At 65.2% G+C, this 19,993-nt stretch carries 24 protein-coding genes and 1 tRNA gene; 15 read left to right on the forward strand and 10 right to left on the reverse strand.

Annotated features, from left to right (window positions below):
* The first annotated feature begins 82 nt into the window (after positions 1-82).
* Together BSG17_RS09230 and BSG17_RS09235 are read left to right on the forward strand one after the other, a co-directional pair.
* A complete protein-coding gene (locus tag BSG17_RS09230; RefSeq protein ID WP_089823293.1) occupies positions 83-343 on the forward strand; it encodes a DUF7553 family protein in 261 nt (86 codons plus the stop codon).
* 48 nt (positions 344-391) lie between these two features.
* A tRNA-Val gene (locus BSG17_RS09235) sits at positions 392-466 on the forward strand.
* 66 nt (positions 467-532) lie between these two features.
* Here BSG17_RS09235 and BSG17_RS09240 read toward each other — a convergent pair.
* Both BSG17_RS09240 and BSG17_RS26935 read right to left on the reverse strand, forming a co-directional pair.
* Positions 533-736: a hypothetical protein gene (locus BSG17_RS09240; protein WP_089823296.1), complete on the reverse strand. Its 204-nt coding sequence runs from the start codon at positions 734-736 to the stop codon at positions 533-535.
* 4 nt (positions 737-740) lie between these two features.
* Entirely contained in the window at positions 741-911 is a 171-nt protein-coding gene (locus tag BSG17_RS26935; RefSeq protein WP_170864766.1) for a hypothetical protein, read from the reverse strand.
* Positions 912-1,473: 562 nt separating this feature from the next.
* On the opposite strand from BSG17_RS26935, the gene BSG17_RS09245 reads away from it, so the two are divergent.
* The 6 genes from BSG17_RS09245 (at position 1,474) to BSG17_RS26945 (ending at position 5,042) form a co-directional block, all read left to right on the forward strand.
* Positions 1,474-3,285, forward strand: coding sequence for an aldehyde ferredoxin oxidoreductase family protein (locus tag BSG17_RS09245; protein ID WP_089823298.1), 1,812 nt, complete (start codon positions 1,474-1,476; stop codon positions 3,283-3,285).
* On the forward strand, positions 3,278-4,006 hold the full coding sequence (locus tag BSG17_RS09250; RefSeq protein WP_089823300.1) for a DUF7124 domain-containing protein: 729 nt from the start codon (positions 3,278-3,280) through the stop codon (positions 4,004-4,006). The genes BSG17_RS09245 and BSG17_RS09250 overlap by 8 nt, the downstream gene beginning before the upstream one ends.
* 75 nt (positions 4,007-4,081) lie before the next feature.
* The gene (locus BSG17_RS09255) at positions 4,082-4,342 is read left to right on the forward strand and encodes a hypothetical protein (protein WP_089823302.1); all 261 of its coding nucleotides are present in this window, start codon (positions 4,082-4,084) and stop codon (positions 4,340-4,342) included.
* A gap of 1 nt (position 4,343) precedes the next feature.
* A complete protein-coding gene (locus tag BSG17_RS26940; RefSeq protein ID WP_170864767.1) occupies positions 4,344-4,487 on the forward strand; it encodes a hypothetical protein in 144 nt (47 codons plus the stop codon).
* Complete coding sequence (locus BSG17_RS09260) at positions 4,484-4,822, forward strand: hypothetical protein (RefSeq protein WP_211609092.1); 339 nt, start codon at positions 4,484-4,486, stop codon at positions 4,820-4,822. The genes BSG17_RS26940 and BSG17_RS09260 overlap by 4 nt, the downstream gene beginning before the upstream one ends.
* A gap of 64 nt (positions 4,823-4,886) precedes the next feature.
* Complete coding sequence (locus BSG17_RS26945; protein ID WP_170864768.1) at positions 4,887-5,042, forward strand: hypothetical protein; 156 nt, start codon at positions 4,887-4,889, stop codon at positions 5,040-5,042.
* 12 nt (positions 5,043-5,054) lie between these two features.
* Here BSG17_RS26945 and BSG17_RS09265 read toward each other — a convergent pair whose 3' ends face one another.
* Entirely contained in the window at positions 5,055-5,684 is a 630-nt protein-coding gene (locus BSG17_RS09265; protein WP_089823304.1) for a TorD/DmsD family molecular chaperone, read from the reverse strand.
* On the reverse strand, positions 5,684-7,804 hold the full coding sequence (locus BSG17_RS09270; protein ID WP_089823306.1) for a hydrogenase iron-sulfur subunit: 2,121 nt from the start codon (positions 7,802-7,804) through the stop codon (positions 5,684-5,686). Before BSG17_RS09270 ends, BSG17_RS09265 begins: the two co-directional genes overlap by 1 nt.
* 238 nt (positions 7,805-8,042) lie before the next feature.
* Here BSG17_RS09270 and BSG17_RS09275 point away from each other — a divergent pair, with 238 nt between their 5' ends.
* The 4 genes from BSG17_RS09275 to BSG17_RS09290 are packed head-to-tail and all read left to right on the forward strand — an operon-like array spanning position 8,043 to position 13,412.
* Positions 8,043-11,300, forward strand: coding sequence for a molybdopterin oxidoreductase family protein (locus BSG17_RS09275; protein ID WP_089823308.1), 3,258 nt, complete (start codon positions 8,043-8,045; stop codon positions 11,298-11,300).
* A gap of 2 nt (positions 11,301-11,302) precedes the next feature.
* Positions 11,303-11,971 carry a 4Fe-4S dicluster domain-containing protein gene (locus BSG17_RS09280; RefSeq protein WP_089823310.1) on the forward strand — a complete coding sequence of 223 codons (669 nt, stop codon included), beginning with the start codon at positions 11,303-11,305 and terminating at the stop codon, positions 11,969-11,971.
* Entirely contained in the window at positions 11,968-12,405 is a 438-nt protein-coding gene (locus BSG17_RS09285; RefSeq protein WP_211609095.1) for a hypothetical protein, read from the forward strand. Before BSG17_RS09280 ends, BSG17_RS09285 begins: the two co-directional genes overlap by 4 nt.
* Positions 12,405-13,412, forward strand: a complete 1,008-nt coding sequence (locus BSG17_RS09290) for a cytochrome b/b6 domain-containing protein (RefSeq protein ID WP_089823312.1) — start codon at positions 12,405-12,407, stop codon at positions 13,410-13,412. The genes BSG17_RS09285 and BSG17_RS09290 overlap by 1 nt, the downstream gene beginning before the upstream one ends.
* A 78-nt stretch (positions 13,413-13,490) precedes the next feature.
* Here the strand turns inward: BSG17_RS09290 and BSG17_RS09295 are convergent, their stop codons facing one another.
* A complete protein-coding gene (locus BSG17_RS09295; protein ID WP_089823313.1) occupies positions 13,491-13,895 on the reverse strand; it encodes a hypothetical protein in 405 nt (134 codons plus the stop codon).
* Between the two features lie 116 nt (positions 13,896-14,011).
* Here BSG17_RS09295 and BSG17_RS09300 point away from each other — a divergent pair, with 116 nt between their 5' ends.
* Both BSG17_RS09300 and BSG17_RS09305 read left to right on the forward strand, forming a co-directional pair.
* On the forward strand, positions 14,012-14,203 hold the full coding sequence (locus tag BSG17_RS09300) for a hypothetical protein (protein ID WP_089823315.1): 192 nt from the start codon (positions 14,012-14,014) through the stop codon (positions 14,201-14,203).
* 115 nt (positions 14,204-14,318) lie between these two features.
* Positions 14,319-14,615, forward strand: a complete 297-nt coding sequence (locus tag BSG17_RS09305) for a DUF7577 domain-containing protein (protein WP_089823317.1) — start codon at positions 14,319-14,321, stop codon at positions 14,613-14,615.
* A 410-nt stretch (positions 14,616-15,025) separates the two neighbouring features.
* Here BSG17_RS09305 and sucD read toward each other — a convergent pair whose 3' ends face one another.
* The 3 genes from sucD to BSG17_RS09320 form a co-directional block, all read right to left on the reverse strand.
* Positions 15,026-15,895 (reverse strand): succinate--CoA ligase subunit alpha, encoded by an 870-nt coding sequence (gene sucD / locus BSG17_RS09310; RefSeq protein ID WP_089823319.1) that lies wholly within the window; start codon positions 15,893-15,895, stop codon positions 15,026-15,028.
* Positions 15,892-17,037 (reverse strand): ADP-forming succinate--CoA ligase subunit beta, encoded by a 1,146-nt coding sequence (sucC, locus tag BSG17_RS09315; protein WP_089823322.1) that lies wholly within the window; start codon positions 17,035-17,037, stop codon positions 15,892-15,894. Before sucC ends, sucD begins: the two co-directional genes overlap by 4 nt.
* 105 nt (positions 17,038-17,142) lie before the next feature.
* Positions 17,143-17,337, reverse strand: a complete 195-nt coding sequence (locus BSG17_RS09320) for a hypothetical protein (protein ID WP_089823324.1) — start codon at positions 17,335-17,337, stop codon at positions 17,143-17,145.
* Between the two features lie 85 nt (positions 17,338-17,422).
* Between BSG17_RS09320 and BSG17_RS09325 the strand changes: the two genes are divergently transcribed.
* Positions 17,423-18,202, forward strand: coding sequence for an SDR family NAD(P)-dependent oxidoreductase (locus tag BSG17_RS09325; RefSeq protein WP_089823326.1), 780 nt, complete (start codon positions 17,423-17,425; stop codon positions 18,200-18,202).
* Between the two features lie 3 nt (positions 18,203-18,205).
* Here the strand turns inward: BSG17_RS09325 and BSG17_RS09330 are convergent, their stop codons facing one another.
* Positions 18,206-19,096: a carbohydrate kinase family protein gene (locus tag BSG17_RS09330; RefSeq protein ID WP_089823328.1), complete on the reverse strand. Its 891-nt coding sequence runs from the start codon at positions 19,094-19,096 to the stop codon at positions 18,206-18,208.
* A 244-nt stretch (positions 19,097-19,340) separates the two neighbouring features.
* Positions 19,341-19,646, reverse strand: coding sequence for a DUF7526 family protein (locus BSG17_RS09335; protein WP_089823330.1), 306 nt, complete (start codon positions 19,644-19,646; stop codon positions 19,341-19,343).
* Between the last annotated feature and the right edge of the window lie 347 nt (positions 19,647-19,993).

Here is a 19,993-nt window from a genome sequence, read left to right on the forward strand (position 1 = left end):
TCGGTTTAGGTTTGCCTAAAAACAACTCCGTGGATGACAACCGTCCGCAAGGAATATATCTGTTGTCTACCTAAGGACGAATATGAACCGTCACTTCAGCGACGCGTGGTACTACCTGAAACGAGCGGGGTCGCACCTCCGGTCGGGGGTCGCCGAAGAGTTCGCTCCGGTCGGAGACCGGGTGCGGAAGGCCACCGGCCGTGAGAAAGAGCCCGAACCGAAGCGGATGGAGAAGGTCCAGAAAGAACTCCGACGCGCCGAAGGGAGAGGAAAGGACGCGCTGAAGGGTGCCAAAGGTCGCATCGATCAGTACCGTGAGGACACGGTTGCCGCCAACGAGTGACCGAACAAGGTAACCCTTAAGTGTCGAAGCGGGGTACGATGTTTTGCCGGGTTGGTGGTCTAGCCAGGTTATGACGGCTCCTTCACACGGAGCAGGCCGGCGGTTCGAATCCGCCCCAACCCACTCGTTCTCTCGACGCCACTGAAGGAGGAGTCGAGCGTCCGACCGAAACCGGAGCGACGACGCCGCTCACTCGGACTCCAGTAGCATCGGCGGCTGGTCGAAGTGGACGTGGCACGCCAGCCACGGGACGTTGGTGATCCGCCGACACGGCGTCCCGTCTTTGCACTCGCGATAGCAGATGTGGTAGCCGTTGCTGTCTCGCGGCGGAGATGCGTCGTCGCCTCTTGTCGCGTCCGTGTCGACCGCGTCGACGCCTAGTGTACTCGACATGCTGTTATCGAGCGCGTTTCCCGAGTTGCGAGAGCAGTTCGTCGGTGACCGCGCTCTTCCGGTGGTCGACCATGATGTGTTCGCGGAGACCTTCTCGCCGGTCGTAGTCGTGCCTACAGAGCGGACACGTCACTAGACCGACCTGTGACATATCGTCGTACGTTCTCAATTCCATCCTGGTATTCCTCTGTGTTATTCATGCGTGATAAACGTTCGTATCAGAGAGATTCGAAGACAGTCGGGCCTTCGATGGAGTCCGTCCGGTCGTCGAGAGCGAACGATCACGGCCCGGGCGGACACCGCGTGACGACTGCGTTTCGGACATAGTGGTCGATAGGGGGCGGAAACGTGTGTGTTCTCAGTAAACAGTTCTCCGAGAGGGACCTGAATCGAACCCCTGAGTGCTCATGCAACATATGCTCTCCCGAGAGTTCCCGACGAGGGAGGGGGCGACAGAACCGTCGGGGTACGGTTCGGCTCGTCGCAGCGCAGCGGTTGAACGAACGGGTAGTGAACGCCGCCGAGAGTAGACGAGCGTGTGGTCTGCAGGATAGTATGTTTGTTTAGACAACGATATACAAAGATAGATAATTATCTAAAAGTCGCCCTCGCGATTCGGCAGGAGAGCATCTCGGTCACCGGTCGAAGCGGAGACCGGACGTGGGTGACGGCGTCGTCTCCGGCAACAGGGTTCGCGGCGGTAACCCTTAACCGGCCAAGAGGGGAATAGATAGTGAATGGGACGGTCGTCTCTCCTCCGCGTCGACCTCGGTACGCAGACGGGTCGCGAAGAACCCGTGCCGGAGCGGTGGCTCCGCGAGTACGTCGGCGGCAAAGGGCTGGGCGCACGCTATCTCTACGAGGACGTCCCCGCCGGGGCCGACCCGCTCGGTCCCCACAACCGACTCGCGTTCATGCTCGGACCGCTCTCGGGGGCGCTCCCGGGCGAGACCCGGTACGCCGCGATCACGAAGTCGCCGCTGACGGGCGCGTTCCTCGACTCGTACAGCGGTGGGACGTTCCCCGAGCGACTGGCCGGGTCGCTGGGAGACAGTCTCGGCCTCCTCGTCGAGGGACGAGCGAGCGAACCGGTGGTCGTCGTCGTAGAGGACGGCGACGCTCACGTCGAACCGGCCGGCGAGGTGTGGGGAGCGGACACTGTCGAGACAGACGCGGCGTTTCCGGACGCGGCCGTCGCGTGCATCGGCCCCGCAGGAGAACGACTGGTAGAGTACTCGACGATCGCCTCCGACGGGGGTGACCACCACGCCGGTCGCGGCGGTGCGGGCGCAGTGATGGGCGCAAAGCGGCTGAAGGCCGTCGTCGCTCGCGATCCACCGCCGGGGACGCCCCCGGAGCTCGAACAGCTCCGCGAGGCGGACGACGCGGCGTTCGCCGACGGCGAAACCGGTCGATGGCTCACCGCGGGCGAGACGCTGGAGTCGGTCGACTTCGCCGACGAGGTCGGCGTCCTCGCCACCGAAGGGTGGCAACGCGGACAGTTCGGCGGGCTCGATGGGATCGGCATCGAGGCAGCCCGCGAGGCTGCCGTCGGGCGGGAGAACCCCGACGACTCGGTCCCCGGCGGGTTCCGCGTCGACACCGGCGAGGGCGAGAGCGTCCCCCGCGGTGCGGCCCCGATGACGCTCGGTGCAGGCCTCGGAATCGACGACTTCGACGTCGTCGCGACGCTCGGGGCGACCTGCGACCGACTCGGCGTCGACGTCATCAGCGCGGGCAACGCCGTCGCCTGGGCCGCGCGAGCCAACGCCGCCGACCGGATCGACGCCGACGTCTCGTTCGGCGACGGCGAGGCGGCCCGGACGCTGATCGAACGTATCGCCCGACGGGCGGACCCCGTCGCCGACGCGCTGGCCGACGGCGTCGACGCGGCCAGCGACCGCTTCGGCGGCGAGTACATCCCGACGGTGAAGTCGATGGCCGTCCCGTCGTACGATCCGCGTGGGGCCGTGGCGATGGCGTTAGCCTACGCGACGAGCGACCGCGGCGGCTGTCACCGTCGGGCGCGTCCCGTCGAGCGCGAGGCGTTCGCCCGCGACGACTGGACGACGGCCGACCGCGTCCGCGCGGTCGTCACGTCGCAGAACGCACGGTCGGTGCTCTGGAGTCTCGTCGCCGACGACTTCGCAGGCGAGACACTGTGGAGCGACCTCGGCCGGGAGTGGCTCGCCGCCGTGGGCACGGAGTACGACCCGGGGGAGCTACGAGACGCCGGGCGACGCATCTGGACGCTCGTCCGTCTGTTCAACGCCCGCGAGGGGTTCGCCCGTGCGGAGGACGAACTGCCGGCCGTGTTCCGTCAGCCGCTGGAGACGGGACCGGCGGCCGGTCGACGCATTGATCCCGAGGGGTTCGAGCGGTTGCTCGACGCCTACTACGCCGCCCGCGGGTGGGGGAGCGACGGTCTCCCGACGATGCAGACGGTCGACCGACTCGACCTCGCGGACGTCGTCGACGAGGACACGCCGCTGAGCAACGACGACGAACCGACACGCACCCCCCGATCGACGGAGCCTACCGATGACTGACCGAATCGACCTCGACGACCTCGACGTATCGGCCGACGACGAGCCCGAACCGAACCGCGGCGACTGGTTCTGGAAGGGCGAGGGAGAGCCCGAGGCGGAACCGACCGCCGAGAGCGGCGCGGAGGAGACCGACGCCGCGGCGACCGCCCGGACGGACGCGCCGAGCGAACCGGATACGCCGGACGAACCGGACGCGGGCGACAGAGAGACGAGCGGGTCGGCGACCCCGCGCGTCCCCCGCGCCGACGACGACAAGCCAGTCGGTGTCCCGATGGACGCCGGCGGCGGCGGTGGGGTGGCCGCACAGAACCGCGGCGACGACTCCGGCGAGGCACCCTACGGCGATCCGTACGGCGGGACGACCGCCGACATGACGCTGGCGTTCACCTACGAAGCGGTCCAGCGGCTCGAGATGCTCCACGCGGCGCTCGCGGACGCCGAGACGTGGACCGACTACGTCGGGCTCGTCGGCGAGGTGCCCGCCCACGTGTTGAACAAGTTCCAGCGGGACGAGCGACTCGATCTGGACTTCTTCAACGGCGGCGGAATGGGACCGGCGGAACGACTCGCGGAGGTCGACAGCCACTCGATGTTCTACGCCGACCGGATGGTCGTCGTCGGCGTCGACGGGGAGTCGTGGATCGCCGAGGAGGCCGGCTGGGAGTTCGTCGACGTGGCCGACGCCGCCGCGAAGGCCGACTGGCCGCTCGTCGACGAGTAACGTGTCCGGGAGACGGCCGTTCCCCTTCTCTCGGTTGCCACAAGCTTTTGGTCGTTGCCGTGTCACGGTCTGACTATGAGTTTTCGAACCGCGTTGAGCCAGTCGAACGTGCTCCCGTTCGCCGCTCTCGGGGCGGCCGGGTGGCTCGGGTTGACCGCCCTGCAGGTCGTCGGGACGATGCAACCGCTCTGGGGCGGCGAGAGCGTCGGGCAGACGGCCGTCACCGGACTCGTCGGTGCGATCGTCATCGCCGTCTCAGTCGGACTGCTCGTCGCCCTGCTCGGCGAACTAGGTGAACGACGGCCTGGCCCGCAGACGTGGCCGCCGGAGGAGTGACGTGACACAGTTCGAGTGCACCGAGTGCGGTCAACTCGGACGGTTCACCGCGATGGACCGCTCGTCGTTCGAGATGGAGTGTCCCGCCTGCGAAGAGCAGACGCTCTGGACCGTCGCCTTCGAGGGCGAGGGGGTGACGTTTTGATCCGTATCCCTATCACCGACCGGTTCCGCGAGGCGGCAGCCGAGTGGGGCAACGACCGTCTCATGAGCGACACGGACGCCTTCGAGGCGAAGGCCGAACAGGCGCTGCTGGAGATCGAACATCTGGCCTCCGACGCGAACGACGTCGTGTTCGAGGTCGACGCCGAGGCCGGGGTCATCCGACACGAACCGAGCGAGGACCTCGCCCGGTTCCTCGCAGCCCAGTCGGCCGAGTCCGGCGTCGACGAGGTGACGATAATGCGGCTCTACGTCGATCTCTTCTCGCGGGCGTTCCTCGACTCCGACCTCCACCGGCCGCCCGACCAGCCGGAGTGACGCGCCGGCGAGTTCGGGTTCGCGGGCCCAACGACTTAAGGAAGCGGCAGCCGAGCGTTCTGGCATGGGACACGAAGACACCGGGTGGCGGCCGAAAGGTGTCGAACCGTACAAGGGACACGACATCTGGGAGTACAAGATCGGTCCTCACGAAGTGAACGAAGGCGAGGTCGACGGTGACATTTCCTTCGACGACGTAGACGAAGCAGAAGACGAGTAGTCGGACCCCTTTTTAACGCGCCATCTGCGCGACGAGTTCGTCCTCGAACTCGACGAGTCCGCGGAGGACGAGCGCCGCGGCTCTGAACAGGTCGTGGTCGGTCTCCGCGAGCACGTCGTCGACGAAGTCGTCGACCCACGTTGTGAGATGCTCGTCGAGGAAGACCCGCTCGTAGCCGAACGCCTCCTCGGCGCCCGTCGCTTGTCGGCCGATAATCCACCGGAGGAAGGCGAGTTCGACCGCGACGAAGTCGTTCTCCTCGGCGTAGTCCTCCGGCGGTTTCCACCCCGCGGCGGCGTAACTCGCCTCGACGTCCGCCAGCCCCTGTCCGAGGTAGTCGGTGTCTTCGCGGTAGTAGCTCTCGTGGGGCAACACCGGCGGGCGCGGGCCGACGAACACGCGGGTGTACTCGACCTCCAACTCTTCGTGGACGTCGTCGAGGTCGCGTCCGCGGTTCGTCTCGACGAACTCGCCGAGCGCGTCGAACCCCTCGTCGAGAGCGTCGTTGACGCGCTGGTCCGGGACGGCGACCTCGTCGGAGAGGAGTCGGTCGACGAACGCCCGGTCGGGGACGTCCCAGAACACCTCGACGACGAAGTCGACGAGTTCCGTCCGTGCGTCGTAGACGGCGCTGTCGTCCATCACTGACCCCCCTGCTCGAACATGAGCGTCGCACGGCACTCTGCGCAGTACTCGAAGATGCTGTGGTCGCTGTCGGGGGCGATTCCGTCGACGAGATGACCGACGTCCTCCATCACCTTGTTCGCCGACCCCTGGCTGGTAAAGGGTTTCCCACAGCGGACGCACTCGAGCATCTCGCCCTCGTAGACGGTGCTCCAGCGTTCGCCGTCGCGGTTCTCCGGCAGAAGCGTCAGATCCAGCCCGTCGTGCATCGTGATGGCCGTCTCGGGACAGCCCTCCTCGCACAGCCCGCAGTTGACGCAGTCCTCGTGGTCGAACTGGAGGTTCCCGTCGTCGGTCCGGCGGATGGCGTCGGTCGGACAGAGCGTCGAACAGGTCGGCGTGAGGTTGCACGCCTCCGAGACCTCCATCCGGCCGAAGTTCTCCAGCCCGCGGATCACGTCGCGTTCGGGGGCGACGTGGTCGAGGACGGCGCGGACGCTCTCCAGCGCCCAGTCGTGGTTGTTGTACTCGGGGTTCGGCTTCTCGTCGCGGACGACGCCGGTCGACTCGTGTTCCCCGGGCGGGACGGACGTCGCCTCGAGGTCGTCGACGAACGTGTCGAGTTCCTCGACGAACTCGTGGGGTTCGCCCGCCTCGGGCGCGAGGAAGGTGACGCGTTCGCCGAGACCGAGGTCGGTCGTCGCCCGGTTGAGTCGCTCGACGAGCGCCGCCTTCGGGTCCGGGCCGGAGTGGAGACACGACGAGCCGCAGCCGACGACGGCGACCCCGTCGGCACCGGCGGCCAGCGCGTGCATCACGTGTGCTTCGCCCACCGTGTCGGTGCAGTTGACCCGGACCGGAAGCACCGGCGCGTACGAGAGCTCGTCGCCGACCGCCGACTGGCGACCGTACTCGCGGAGCGCGTCGGCCGCGTGCTCGGAGCAGACGAAGGCGACGACGGGCGTCTCGATCCCCTGCTGTCCCCGGTCGAACAGCCACCCGCTGCCGCTCTCTTCGGCGTCGAGCAGCGCCTCCACCTCGCGGGCGATCCGCCGGTTGGAGGGTTCGCGCAGCTGGACGGCACCGGTCGGACAGGAACTCGTGCAGGCCCCGCAGTTCATGCAGGCGACCTCGTCGAACTCGACCTCGTCGACGGCCGGGCGGTCGACGGCATCGTGCGGACAGGCGTCGGTACAGGCGGTACACCCTTCCTGGCTCGACTCGCCGGCCGCACAGACGTCCATATCGAGGTCAAGGAACTTCGGTTTCTCGACGCCGCCGAGGTGGTGTTCGACGCTGGCGATGGTGCCGGCGTCGACGGGACCGGTGTAGAACCCGATCCGGCCGCCGCGGGTCGCCTTCGAGGCACCGGGGTAGACGACCTGGTCGACCTCGAGTTCGCGGCGGACGCCGTCGGTGTCGATGGCGTCGGTCGGACAGCAGTCGAGCCACTCGCCGCCGGGGGCGTCCGGCGCGATGTCGACCGGGCGGGCGGTGACCGCCCCATCGGGGCCCTGCTCGACGCACTCCATACAGGAGATGCAGTCCTCGGTGACGTGCGCTTCGAGCGTGAGCGTGAACGCGCCGAACTCGCCGCCGACGCCGACGACGCGGCCGCGTTCGAGGTCGACGTCTTCGAGTCCGGAGACGCCCGCGAACTCCCGACCGTCCGCGACGAGCGTCACGTCGGCCGTGTCCGCGAGTGCGGCCGCGGTCTCGGCGTCGCCAACGACGGCGACGCGGTCGCCGGCGGTCTGCGAGACGTAGCGGCTCGACGCCTCCTCCTGCAACCCGGCGGTGGTCGCGTTGATGAGTCGTGCGGTCTTGTCGGTGGCCTCGGCCGGCGAGTGAACCCAGTCGGTGCGCTCGCGGTGGTCGACGAAGGCGGTCGCCTCCGGGTGGAGCCCCTTCTCCTCGGCGAGCGCCCGCACCCGTCGTTTGCAGCCCTCGTCGGCCGCCGTCACGACCAGTTGGTCGAGGTCGTACTCGTCGACGAGTGCGCCGACCGCGTCGAGGCCGTCTTGACAGAGCAGACGGGAGCTCGCGACCACCTCGACGTCGCGAACCCCCTCCCGAACCCCCTCCAGATCGAGCTCACAGCTTCCCCCACAGGAACAGACGAATGCACCGACGTTCATTGCCAGTCTCTCACCGCCACCACGGGCAAAGGGCTTGCGTAACGCTACGGTTCTGCCGAGAAATTCTTGCGACATTCAAAATATATTTTTTGCAATATGTAAGTAGGTAATTCCAGCCGGTAACAATCGTCGATTGCCGGTAAAAGAATTTTGGCGGCCACTACTTTGATTATCTATCCTTCTGTTGGACGCGTTAGCAGAGACGTCTTCGCGGACCCGGAATGCCGAGAAAGAATCTATGAGCACTGAACCAGTTTCACTCGACTTAGACAGGCGTTCGTTCCTGAAGGCGAGTGCCCTCGCAGGCGGTATCGCCCTCGGTGGTGGAGGAGCGGGGCACGCACTCGCGGCAAGCGACGAAGAGGCAGACGGACAAGACACCGACACAGAACTCACGAAGAGCATCTGTAACTTCTGTGCGGTCGGCTGTGGGTTCCGGGCAGAACGCGACGGCAACGCGTTCGTCGGACAGGAACCGTGGCACGAACATCCGGTCAACAACGGGTCGCTCTGTTCGAAGGGTGCCGCCATCTACGGGAGCGAGCACTCCGAACGACGGCTCAAACACCCGATGGAGAAACAGGACGGGTCGTGGCGCAAGGTCTCGTGGGACAACGCCTACGAGAAAGTCGCGAGCGAACTCAACCGTATCAAAGAGGAGTACGGCCCCGACAGCGTGATGTGGATGGGGAGCGCCCACCACTCCAACGAGGAGGCCTACGCGTTCCGCAAGCTCGCGTCGTTCTTCGGGACGAACAACGTCGACCACCAGGCCCGTATCTGTCACTCCACGACCGTCGCCGGACTGGCGAACACGTGGGGGTACGGGGCGATGACCCAGACGATCAACGACTACCGGAACTTCGATCTCAACCTCATCATCGGGCAGAACCCCGCCGAGGCCCACCCCATCGCGATGCAGCACATCCTCGAGGGGCAGCGACGCGGCGGCACCATCGTCTCGGTCGACCCCCGGTTCACCAAGACGTCGGCGCACGCCGACTACTACTACCGGATGCGACCCGGGACGGACGTCGCGCTCATGATGGGGCTCATGCGCTACCTGCGCGAGCAGGGCGAGCTCGACCAGGAGATGCTCGACGAGCGCGTCATGGGGTGGCCGGACGTCGACGAGGATCTCGACGACTACGACCTGGAGACGGTCGCCGACATCACCTGGATGTCCGTCGAGCAGATCGAGGAACTCGGCGATCTCGTCATCGAGAACAAGCCGAACGTCCAGATCGAGTGGGCGATGGGTGGCACTCAGCACAACAACGGGACGCAGAACATCCGTTCGTACGCGCTGATGTCGCTAGCGTCGGGGTCGGCCGCCCGGTCGGGCGGTGGTCTCCAGGTGATGCGCGGCCACGCCAACGTCCAGGGGGCGACCGACCTCGCCGTGGCCAGTCACATCCTCCCGGGGTACTACTCCGTCGGGTCGCCCGGGTCGTGGCAGTACTGGTGTGACGTCTGGTCGAAGAGCCCCTACACGAGCGGGACGGTCGACTTCCGAGAACTGTACGAGGAGTACGACAAGATGCCGAAGGAGCTGTACAGCCAGAAGACCTCGTACATCGACTACAAGAAGGCGGGTAACCCCGAGTCCGCCGACTCCGGCGGCAGCGACCAGACCGACGATTCGTTCCCGAGCAAGCGGTCGATGATGTTCCAGAGCGGACTGACCGTCGCTCGCTGGTTCGACGGCGCGCTCCCGAAGAAGGACCGCCTCGTCGACTCGGAGCTCTACCAGCAAAACGAGCTGAAGGCGGTCGTCATCTGGGGACACTCAGCGAACTCCATCTCCGAGATGGACAAGATGAAGGAGGCGATGGACAACCTCGATCTGGTCGTCATCGTCGACCTGTTCCCCTCCGTCGCGAGCGTCATGCCGGACCGCGACAACGTGGTCGTGCTCTCGGCGTCGAGCCAGTACGAGCACCACCGCTCGCTGACGAACTCCCACCGGGCGGTCCAGTGGAGCGACCCGGTGCGACCGCCGTCGGGCAACACCCGCCCGGACATGCAGATCATCCAGGAACTCGCCGACAGACTCGGCTTCGGCGAACACTTCGACTGGGGGTCGGGGTCCAACATCTACAACGGGAAGTCGACCTACCAAGAGGCGCTCCGCGAGGTCAACCTCGGGGTCCGCACCATCGGCTACCAGCAGGACCCCGAACGACTCGAGCGCCAGCGTGAGTTCGACTACGCGTTCAGTCCGGAGACGACCAAGTGCGAAGAGGAGGGGCTGCCAGTCACCGGCGAGTACTGGCAGCTCCCGTGGCCGTGTTGGGGGGAAGGACATCCCGGGACGCCCATCATCTGGAACGACGACATGGACCCGCGGGAGGGCGGACACGACTTTCGCGCCCGCTGGGGCATCGACGGTCCCACCCCCGACGAGTGGGAACAGATGAAGACCGACAACCCCTACCCGATGCAGGCGACCTTCGACCAGGAGGGCGAGGACGGACTCAACCTCCTCAGAGACCCGTACGAACCCGACTGGTGGGACGATACTATCCACGGCGTCCCCCAGTATCCCGGGTTCACGACGACGCTGCCGCCGGACTACACCAACCCCGACGGGCTGAGTCTCCCCATGGAGTACGCGCTCGATCCGACGAAGTCCGTCTACGACACGGCGGTCGCGATGAACGAGCAGTACGGGACGAACTACGACGAGGAGTTCTACGAGCAGTACGACTACAAGCAGCCGGACGCCCCGACCGGGCGTGGCCGGGCTCGCGCCGTCGCGTGGAACTTCATGGACCCGGTGCCAGTCCACCGCGAACCGATCGAGAGTCCGCGACCCGACCTCGTCGAGCAGTGGCCGGCCAACGGGAAGCAGACCAACTTCTTCCGACTCGACCAGAACAACGCGGTCGTCCAGAAGAAGGCCACCGCGAAGGCGACCAAACAGGAGGTCAACACGGTGCTCACCTCCGGGCGACAGGTCGAACACCAAGGTGGCGGGGCGGAGACGCGGTCGAACATCTTCACCGCCGACCTCCAACCGCACATGTACGCGGAGATCCATCCGAAGATGGCCGACGATCTCGGCGTCGACGGTGGCGACCTCGTCGTCGTCTCGACGACGGACCGCGGGTCGATTCTGGTGAAGGCGCGAGTGACCCACCGCCCCAACGAGAAGGAGACGTTCCTCCCGTACCACTGGGGTGGTGTCTGGCACGGCAAGAGTCTCGAGTCGGAGTACCCAGAGGGTCATCTGCCGTACGCCATCGGCGACTCGGTCAACCTCGTCACGGGGAAAGGATACGACGTCGAGACGCAGATGCAGGAGACGAAGGCGGCGCTGTGTCGCGTCGAGAAGGCGACGCCGGAGCTCGTCAACGAGCTGAGCATGAAGCCGATCGCGAAAGGCGGTCTCGACGACGAGGCCGACCTCTCGAAGTTGGAGTTCCCCCAGGACCGCAACGGTGTCGGCCAACAGAAGAACTTCGACGTGCGTGACAACAGCACGATTCAGTGACAATGTCGACAGAACAAGACCAAGAAGTGATGCGTGACGGTGTGATGAGCACCGGCGAGGACACGCGCATCTTCCCCGACGTGGAGGCGTGTATCGACTGCGGCGGCTGTGTCGTCGCGTGCAAACGAACGTGGGACATCGACCGAGGCAATCAGCGTATCAGCATCTCGACGATGCTGGAGGGGCAGGAGGGAGCGAAAGGGCTGAACGCCAAGAGCTCACAGGCGCTCGACCAGGGGAAATCGCCCGGTGAGACGAGCGTCCCGATGCAGTGTTACCACTGTGACAACGCTCCCTGTGTGTCGGTCTGCCCCGTCGACTCGCTCGTCAAGAAGGACAACGGGTTCGTCGAGGTTCGTGAGAACCTCTGTGTCGGCTGTCAGTACTGTCTGTCGGCGTGTCCGTTCGGTGCGCCGCAGTTCCCCGAGTCCGACGAGGGGGCGGCCCAGCTGTTCGGGAGCGGCGGGACGATGGACAAATGTACGATGTGCGAGGACCGGCAGGATGTCGGCAAGGGGCCGGCGTGCGCCGAGGAGTGTGCGACCGACGCCATCCTCGTCGGCAAGACGAGCGAGATCGCCGACGAACTCGACCGCCGTGACAGCAAGCCGTTCTTCAACGAGAAGGCGATGACCGTCATCTTCGGCGACGAAGCGGAGGCGTTCGAATGAGCGACCTCCCCGAGACGAGCGACTACAGTCGGCTGAGCATCGCCGTCAACGCGGTCGTCGCCGTCGCGGTCACCGTGGTCGTCCTCTGGTTGGCGAGCGGCTTCGCCGTCAACTTCGAGGCGCTGTTCCGCGTCAGTCCGACCGTCGAGGGCGGTGGCATCGGCGCCAACTGGGAGACGGGCAACGAGATCGGCTGGCTGGTCGCCGCCATCAAAATCGTCCACCTCGCCGACGTGGTGATGGGCGCGTTCATCCTCCTGATGGTGTTCATCCACTGGGGGGCGTTCCGCCGACTGGCCTCTCAGATGCAACCGCCGGGCGGGGCTCGCACCGCACGCGACGGGGCCGTCACCGACGGCGGTCGCGTCGACGGCGACGAAGCTCGGTCCGCGACGAGCAGTGACGACAGCGGCGCGAGCGGAGGTGACCGCTGATGGGAACGAACCTCGACCACGGGAAGTTCACCAAGATGACAACCACGTTCCACACGCTGCTCGCGTTGGACGTGTTCATCCTGTTCTTCTCGGGGTACAGTCTCATGTTCAACGACGAGCTGTGGTGGATGGTGCTGCTGATGGGCGGCAACACGGGCGTGCTCGCCGTCCACCGACTCGCCGGTGCGGGTCTGCTCAGCCTCATCGTGTTCTGGATGCTGATGATGGTGACGACCAGCACCGGGCGGAGCAACTTCCGCGAGATCCTCCCGACCAAGGGTGACATCGTGGCGTTCGTCCAGGACATCAAGTTCGTCCTCGGTCGTGCGGACGAGCGACACCCGAACGCCCGCCAGTTCGCCGGTTACAAATCGGACGACGTCCCGCTGCTGTCGTACATCGGCAAGGGCGTCGTCTTCATCTTCGCGACCGAGCTGACCCTTCTGAGCATCTCGGGAATCCTCATCTGGAGCAAGACCGGTGTGATGAGCCTCCTGGCGACTAAGACCGCCGCGACGGCGTTCGTCGTCTTCCACGGTCTGCTCGGCGTTATCATGCTGATGGGTGTGATGTTCCACATCTTCGAACACAGTTTCCACCCGGCGTTCTTCCCGGTGGAGGTCAAAGCGTTCATCTCCCGGGACAAGATTCCCGAGTCGCACGACCACGACGACGCAGAGACGACCGGTATCGAGAAACTCAGCCTGTCGCGACACTGGGGCTGGTCGACGCACGTCGTGGGAGCGATGGTCATCATCGGCATCGTCAGCGTCATGCTCGGCAGTATCTTCGACTCCGGCTACCCCGTCCCGACGGAACTAGCCGTCGGTGGGGGGCCAACCGGCCTGCTGATGACCATCGGGATCAACATCGGCGTGCTCGTGTTGTTCCTCGGGATGGTGCTGCAGATGTACGGCAACCTGCTGCGCGTGCGCTGGGAGAGCCAGCTGAGCGAACGGACCGCGCGGACGAGAGCAGCCGACGGCGGCAATCGCAGCGACGACTAATCGACACGCGGCGCTTTTTATCGACACAGACGTCTGCGGCGACTATCGACTGTCTCGGACGACGCGAAAACGAGTGGGTCAGTAACCGCCGACGAGGTCGAGACTCTCCTCGGAGAGATCGACTTCGACGTCCTGTCGCGTGTGCGTGCCGATCTGTTCGATGTTTCGGGTCAGCACCTCGAGGATGTCTTTCGGTTCGGGGTAGACGAGCATGTTGCCGTCGTCGTCCTCCATCACCAGCTGGGTGTCGGCGAGCGCGATCTGGTTGTTCTCGATGCTCGCGACGACTGCCGGTAGCGCCTCAGCGCCGCCACCGTCGCCCTCGGCGACGCGCGTGATGTAAATGCCGTCGATCCCGATGAGGTCTTTGTACTCGCGGACGCGCTCCGCACAGGAGACCATGTCACGGGTGACCGCCGTCTTCTGGGGGTTGCCGTGTTCACCCTCGTAGCAGTGCTTGCAGACCCGCAGTTCCATACGCATGCAGAACAGGACTGGGGTTCCGCGGCTAAAACAGTTGGCAACTCGGGGAGTCGCGGGAGCCAGCGGGGTGTGCCGACGCCCGGAGCTTTTTGCACGTCCGTCGAGAATCGACCGGTATGGCCGGACTCCTCAACACCGTCTACAGCGTGGGTATCCTCCTCGTCACACTGACCCTCGGGTTCGGAGCCCTCTGGGTGACGCGGGACGACGACCGACTCGTCAACGGGCTGCCGACGAGCGCGACGCTGCTCGTGTTCGGTGCGGTCGCCGTGTTTCTGATCGCGCTGGTCGCGAAGTACGCGTTCTGAAGCGTCGTTCGGGAGCGAGCTCCGTCGCCGCGAGTGGCGAGGTCACGTCGACGTCGGTGAGTGACGTTGTGTGTGTCACCGTCACACACAAGGTCGCCCGTTCCCAGTACCGTACATGGAACTCGCGTTCCGCCTACTCGTCGCAGCGTTCGTCATCGTTGCCCCCTCTGCGCTCTTCGTCGGTCTGTGGCACGGTCTGCACGCGCTCCGCGACGACCGCCTCGTCGCTCGGATGGAAGAGCACGCACGCGAATCGGAGCGTCGGTCGACTCTGACGCCGGCGTCGCTGCTCTCGCCGACCGGCGGGGAGTCACCCACCGCTCGCCCCAGTCTGGTCGACTGCGGTTCCTGTGGCACTCCGAATCCGGACGACGTGACGTTCTGTCACGAGTGTCTCTCCAAACTGCGTTGACGACAGTTATGTACTATTTCTGTTCGTTTGCATCTGTGATATACTGTCGTGAGACGAACAATGCTTACAGACCGTCGTTTCAGTGCCTTTCAATACGATCTTTCACACGTGGACAACCGTGACAAACTTGTCAGGAGAACGTAAAACTCATATTCGAGTAAACCCTCGGTGTCAATATGCACTGGACGCACAAGCGAAACCAGACGAAGGCAGAGCACAAGAAACAGGAGTCCCGCAGCGGGACGAAGTGGTCGTTCGTCGCGGCGACCATCGTCGCAGCGTAGACACCGGAGACGACGCCGTCCTTTCTCTCACCTCTCGACTTTCACCGCAGCGAGCAGTAGCTGTCGCGTCGCTCGCCGGGTGAGGTGACAAAGCAAAAGACGCAAAGAACGAACGCCGAGCGAGTCCTACAGGAAACTCTCGATGTGGTCTGCGACTTCTTCCGGTGTGTCGCCGACCGGGACGCTCGCGTCGTTCAGGGCGCTGATCTTGGACTCGGCCGTGCCGGTTCCGCTGCCGGAGACGATGGCACCGGCGTGACCCATGCGCTTGCCCGGCGGGGCGGTGCGGCCCGCGATGAAGCCGGCGACCGGCGTGTCCATGTTCTCGGCGATGAACTTCGCGGCCTGCTCCTCGTCCTCGCCACCGATCTCACCGCACATGACTACGGCTTCGGTCTCCTCGTCGGCCTCGAACAGTTCGAGGGCGTCGACGAACGAGGTGCCGATGATGGGGTCGCCGCCGATACCGACGGCGGTAGTCTGGCCGATGCCGCGCTGGGTCAGGTTGTCGACCACCTGGTAGGTGAGCGTCCCCGAACGGGAGACGAGCCCGACGTTGCCGTCGGTGAAGATGTTGCCCGGCAGGATGCCGAGTTTGGCCTCACCGGGCGTGATGATGCCCGGACAGTTCGGGCCGAGCAGGCGCGTGTCGGTCTCCGAGAGGCGCTTGTTCACCTTGGCCATGTCCTGCGTCGGGATGCCCTCGGTGATGGCGACGACGAACTCGAGGTCCGTGTCGAGCGCCTCGAAGACGGCGTCGGCCGCGAACGACGGCGGAACGAAGACGACCGAGGCGTCGGCGTCCTGCTTCTCGACCGCTTCGTCGACCGTGTCGTAGACGGGGATGCCGTGGACCTTCTGTCCACCTTTGCCGGGGACCGCACCGGCTACGACGTTCGTCCCGTACTCCATCATCTGTTCGGTGTGGAACTTCCCTTCCCCACCGGTGATGCCCTGTACCACGACGCGCGTGTCGTCGTCGACGAGAATGCTCATTCGTTTGCCTCCTCAGCGTTCTTGACCGCCTGCTGTACGGCGTCTTCGAGTGTCTCTTCTACTTCCACGAGGTCGGTGTTGAGGATCTCCATCCCCTCCTCGGCGTTGGTGCCGGCGAGGCGGACGACGACCTTCTTCGGGATCTCGTCGAACGACTCCAGCGCCTCGTTGATCCCCTTGGCGACCTCGTCGCCGCGGGTGATGCCGCCGAAGATGTTGAAGACGACCGCGTCGACGTTCTCGTCGGAGAACACCATGTCCAGCGCGTTCGTCACGCGCTCGGCCTTCGCGCCGCCGCCGATGTCGAGGAAGTTGGCGGGCGTGCCGCCGTAGTGGTCGACGAGGTCGAGCGTCGTCATGACGAGACCTGCACCGTTGCCGATGATGCCGACGTTCCCCGAGAGACGGACGTAGTCGAAGCCGTATTCGCCGGCTTTCCGCTCCAGATCGTCCTCGTAAGTCTCCTCCTCCATCTCGGCGAGGTCGGGCTGGCGGAACAGCGCGTCGTCGTCGATGTTCATCACGGCGTCGGCCGCGACGACCTCGTCGTCCTCCGTGATCATCACGGGGTTGACCTCGATCTCCGAGGCGTCTTTCGACTCGTAGAGTTCGTAGAGCGTCGTGAGGATCGAGGCGACGTCGAGGGCGACCTCCTTCGGGATGCCGGCCTCGTAGCAGACCTTTCGGGCCTGATACGGGTGCATGCCGAAGGCGGGGTCGATGTGTTCGCGGGCGATGGCGTCGGGGGTCTCCGCTGCGACCTCCTCGATGTCGACGCCACCCTCCGTCGAGATCATCGCGACCGGCTTGCCCTCGGCGCGGTCCATCGTGACGCCGACGTAGAGTTCGTTCTTGAAATCGACGCCGGCTTCGACGAGCACCTGTTCGACGGTGTAGCCTTTGAGGTCCATCCCGAGGATGGAGTCGGCGGCCTCGCGGGCCTCCTCCTCGCTCGTCGCGATCTTGATGCCGCCGGCCTTCCCGCGGCCACCGACGTGAACCTGCGCCTTGATGGCTGCCGGGTAGCCGATCTCCTCTACGGCCGCCATCACTTCGTCGACGCTCGACGCGAGCCGGGAGTCAGGGACGGGAATCCCGGCATCGGCGAAGATATCCTTCGCCTGATATTCGTGAAGCTTCATGCGTCCGTAAGCGTGCGAGGTATGTGCTTAAATCCCATCCATCTAGGCCAAGACCTGCCAGAAAAGCCGCTTTCGTTTGCCGATTCTTACGAATCTTTACTCGGTTCAGGGTTCCCATTTCGCCTCGGTGCGGACGACGCCGACGCCGCCGACGAGAACGCCGAGGACGACGAGGCCGATGGCCCCCAACACGACGTTCGCGCTGAGTTCGGGGTCCAGATACTCGACGGCGACGAGAGCGAGCGTTCCGATGAACACACCGACGCCGAACAGCGCCATGCCGACTCGTTTCAATCCCATGGCCGGGTGCTTCGCCGGGGGACGGCAAAGGCGTTCGGACTTCCCCCACCCCGTGACTTATGACGCCGCTCCGTGACCCACAGCCATGACAGTTCTCGATCGGTTCAGACTGGACGGACAGACCGCGATCGTCACCGGCGGCAACCGTGGCATCGGCCGCGAGATCGCCGGGGCGCTCGCCGAGGCGGGCGCGGACGTCGTCGTCGCGAACCGGAACGGAGAGTCTGGACGAGAAGCAGCCGCAGAGATCGCCGACTCGACGGGCGTCGAGACGCTCGCGGTTGAGACCGACGTCGCCGACGAGGCGTCGGTACGGGCGATGGTCGACACCGTCGTCGAGGCGTTCGGCGAGATCGACGTGCTCGTCAACAACGCGGGCATCGTCGTCCACGAGGCCGCCGAGACGATGACCGAGGAGGAGTGGGACTCGGTCGTCGACGTCAACCTCAAAGGGACGTTCCTCTGCTCGAAGTACGTCGGACGGGAGATGATGGCGTCCGGCGGCGGATCGATTCTGAGCGTCTCTTCGATGTCGGCGTTCGTCGCAAACTACCCGCAGCGACAGGTCGCCTACAACGCCTCGAAAGGAGGGATCGAGTCGTTCACCCGCCAACTGGCTTCCGAGTGGGCCGAACACGACATCCGCGTGAACACCGTCGCACCGGGCTACATCCGCACCGACAACACCGACCAGGCCGACGCCGTCGACCCGGACATCGACGAGATCTGGGAGTCGGAGATGCTGATGGACGAAATCGCCGGACCGGAGGACGTCGCTCCGACCGCCGTCTTCCTCGCCAGCGACGCCTCGCGCTACATGACCGGCGCGTGCATCGTCGTCGACGGCGGGTACACGGTGCGGTGAGAGCTACTCGGCGTCGCCGTAATGTCGCTCGTACTCGATGGCGAGCCGGTCGGCCGAGAGGTCGGGGTGGGCGAGCTCCCACGACTCCACCGCGAGCCCGCCGGCGAGCGTCCCCAGTCGCAGACAGGTCTCGACGTCCTCACCCTGGGCGTGTCCGTAGAGGAACCCCGACACGTAGGCGTCGCCGGCACCGTTCGTGTCGACCATCTCGAACGGTTCTGCGGGCAGCTCGACCCACGTCCCGTCGCTCGTGAGCGCCGTCGACCCGTCGGCCCCCCGAGTGCAGACGACCAGTTCCGTGCCGGCGTCGACCTGTTCGCGCATGAACCCGCGGGCGTCGTCGATCCCTTCCTCGCTCAGAAAGAGGTAGTCGGCGGCCTCGACGAACGCCTCGAAGTGAGGGTCCTCGCCGTCGTAGTCGTGGACGTCACACCAGACCGGCGTATCGGCCCGCTCGGCCGTCGCGAGGAGCGGACGGGTGTAGTCGACCGGGTTGACGACGAACGCGTCGCTGGTCTCGACGAGGTCGTCGAGTCGGTCGTAGTCGATATCGAGGTCCGGGGTCGACTCGACGACGAAGATACTGATGCGCTCGCCGTCGGCGTTCATCAGATTGACGTGTCGCTCGGTGCCGTTCGGGTCTACGTCGTGGAGGAACGTCGCCGGTTCCGCCGCGAACGTCTCTTCGATTATCTCGCCGTAGCGGTCCTGACCGATCGTGGCGTGGAACGTCACGTCCATCCCCAGGCGGCCGAGGTTCAGCGTCTTCCCCGCGCCGGTCGACCCGACCGTCTCCTGGAAGTTCCTCGCGCTGTGTGTCTCCGTCTCTCGGGGGAACTCGTCGAGATAGACCATCGCGTTGTACGAACACCCGCCGGCGACGAACACGTCCATGCATCGGCTAGTCGGAAACGGGAGTTAGTCCTGCCGTTCTCGGCGGGACGTTGTGTGCGACGAAGATGCAACGTCTCTCGTACGCTTCTCTGAACCTGTTTGGCTCTCGACGTAACTGGTGTGCCGAATGTAGAGGACGACCCGGTCACGAGGACACCGACGTGGACGGTCGGAACGAGTGCCACCTCCAGCGTGCTCAGAGAAGACGGTTCTCGTTCTACAGAGAGAACAACGACCGAGTCTGTCACTTCTGTGCGTCTGGTCCAGAGGCCGCTGTGACGTAGACGCCCTCCATATCCGTTTCTTCGACCGTCAGGGTAACTTCGTCGTCCTCGTCGACACGCTGGTCGGTCACGACAGTCGCAACCTGGATTGGGTTGCGACGGACGAACGCCACGAGAAGGTCCAGTATCGAGGGGTGACCTCCCTTGCGGAGTACGAGTACGTACCGCGAGTCGGCCAGCGCTTGAAGACCAGGCTCCAAGTCGTGCTCACCCAGTTCGTCTGGCGGGATGACGTGGAGGACGTCACCCTGAATTGTCTCGGTCATGAGCAGTGGCGAAGTACGCCTTTAGGGCTGGGCTACTCGTTAGCGGGGGCGGTGAGATCGTCACCGCCACAGGACTCACACACGAACTGGCTGAAGATTCCGACCGACTGTCGCCGTCCGCACTCCTTGCAGACTACTTGGACCATCTCAGTCACCTCCGGAGTCGTCTCGACTCGACTCAGTCGGTCGAACGGGTGCCTCTGCTACTTGGCTCACAAGTTCGTACGCGGGCGATATGTTCGGACTACGCGTCACTGCCGCTCCCCTCCGGTTGTCGGTAGTTGCGTTCACCCCAGCCGGTTTGGGGAGATGCATGGAGTGCGGGCGGAGCGCGACGCGGCGTCCGT

Origin of the sequence: Halogranum amylolyticum (assembly GCF_900110465.1) — an archaeon.
Taxonomy (GTDB): Archaea; Halobacteriota; Halobacteria; order Halobacteriales; family Haloferacaceae; genus Halogranum; species Halogranum amylolyticum.

Bases quoted from the DNA above. Each gene is read 5' to 3' on its own strand.
- BSG17_RS09290 (WP_089823312.1), top strand. From the start codon at position 12,405: ATGGGAACGAACCTCGACCACGGGAAGTTCACCAAGATGACAACCACG.
- BSG17_RS26935 (WP_170864766.1), bottom strand. From the start codon at position 911: ATGGAATTGAGAACGTACGACGATATGTCACAGGTCGGTCTAGTGACG.
- BSG17_RS09330 (WP_089823328.1), bottom strand. From the start codon at position 19,096: ATGGACGTGTTCGTCGCCGGCGGGTGTTCGTACAACGCGATGGTCTAT.
- BSG17_RS09255 (WP_089823302.1), top strand. From the start codon at position 4,082: ATGAGTTTTCGAACCGCGTTGAGCCAGTCGAACGTGCTCCCGTTCGCC.
- BSG17_RS09250 (WP_089823300.1), top strand. From the start codon at position 3,278: ATGACTGACCGAATCGACCTCGACGACCTCGACGTATCGGCCGACGAC.
- BSG17_RS09305 (WP_089823317.1), top strand. From the start codon at position 14,319: ATGGAACTCGCGTTCCGCCTACTCGTCGCAGCGTTCGTCATCGTTGCC.
- BSG17_RS09245 (WP_089823298.1), top strand. From the start codon at position 1,474: ATGGGACGGTCGTCTCTCCTCCGCGTCGACCTCGGTACGCAGACGGGT.
- BSG17_RS09325 (WP_089823326.1), top strand. From the start codon at position 17,423: ATGACAGTTCTCGATCGGTTCAGACTGGACGGACAGACCGCGATCGTC.
- BSG17_RS09320 (WP_089823324.1), bottom strand. From the start codon at position 17,337: ATGGGATTGAAACGAGTCGGCATGGCGCTGTTCGGCGTCGGTGTGTTC.
- BSG17_RS09265 (WP_089823304.1), bottom strand. From the start codon at position 5,684: ATGGACGACAGCGCCGTCTACGACGCACGGACGGAACTCGTCGACTTC.
- BSG17_RS26945 (WP_170864768.1), top strand. From the start codon at position 4,887: ATGGGACACGAAGACACCGGGTGGCGGCCGAAAGGTGTCGAACCGTAC.
- sucC (WP_089823322.1), bottom strand. From the start codon at position 17,037: ATGAAGCTTCACGAATATCAGGCGAAGGATATCTTCGCCGATGCCGGG.
- BSG17_RS09335 (WP_089823330.1), bottom strand. From the start codon at position 19,646: ATGACCGAGACAATTCAGGGTGACGTCCTCCACGTCATCCCGCCAGAC.
- sucD (WP_089823319.1), bottom strand. From the start codon at position 15,895: ATGAGCATTCTCGTCGACGACGACACGCGCGTCGTGGTACAGGGCATC.
- BSG17_RS09275 (WP_089823308.1), top strand. From the start codon at position 8,043: ATGAGCACTGAACCAGTTTCACTCGACTTAGACAGGCGTTCGTTCCTG.
- BSG17_RS09240 (WP_089823296.1), bottom strand. From the start codon at position 736: ATGTCGAGTACACTAGGCGTCGACGCGGTCGACACGGACGCGACAAGA.
- BSG17_RS09270 (WP_089823306.1), bottom strand. From the start codon at position 7,804: ATGAACGTCGGTGCATTCGTCTGTTCCTGTGGGGGAAGCTGTGAGCTC.
- BSG17_RS09280 (WP_089823310.1), top strand. From the start codon at position 11,303: ATGTCGACAGAACAAGACCAAGAAGTGATGCGTGACGGTGTGATGAGC.
- BSG17_RS09230 (WP_089823293.1), top strand. From the start codon at position 83: ATGAACCGTCACTTCAGCGACGCGTGGTACTACCTGAAACGAGCGGGG.
- BSG17_RS09285 (WP_211609095.1), top strand. From the start codon at position 11,968: ATGAGCGACCTCCCCGAGACGAGCGACTACAGTCGGCTGAGCATCGCC.
- BSG17_RS09295 (WP_089823313.1), bottom strand. From the start codon at position 13,895: ATGCGTATGGAACTGCGGGTCTGCAAGCACTGCTACGAGGGTGAACAC.
- BSG17_RS09300 (WP_089823315.1), top strand. From the start codon at position 14,012: ATGGCCGGACTCCTCAACACCGTCTACAGCGTGGGTATCCTCCTCGTC.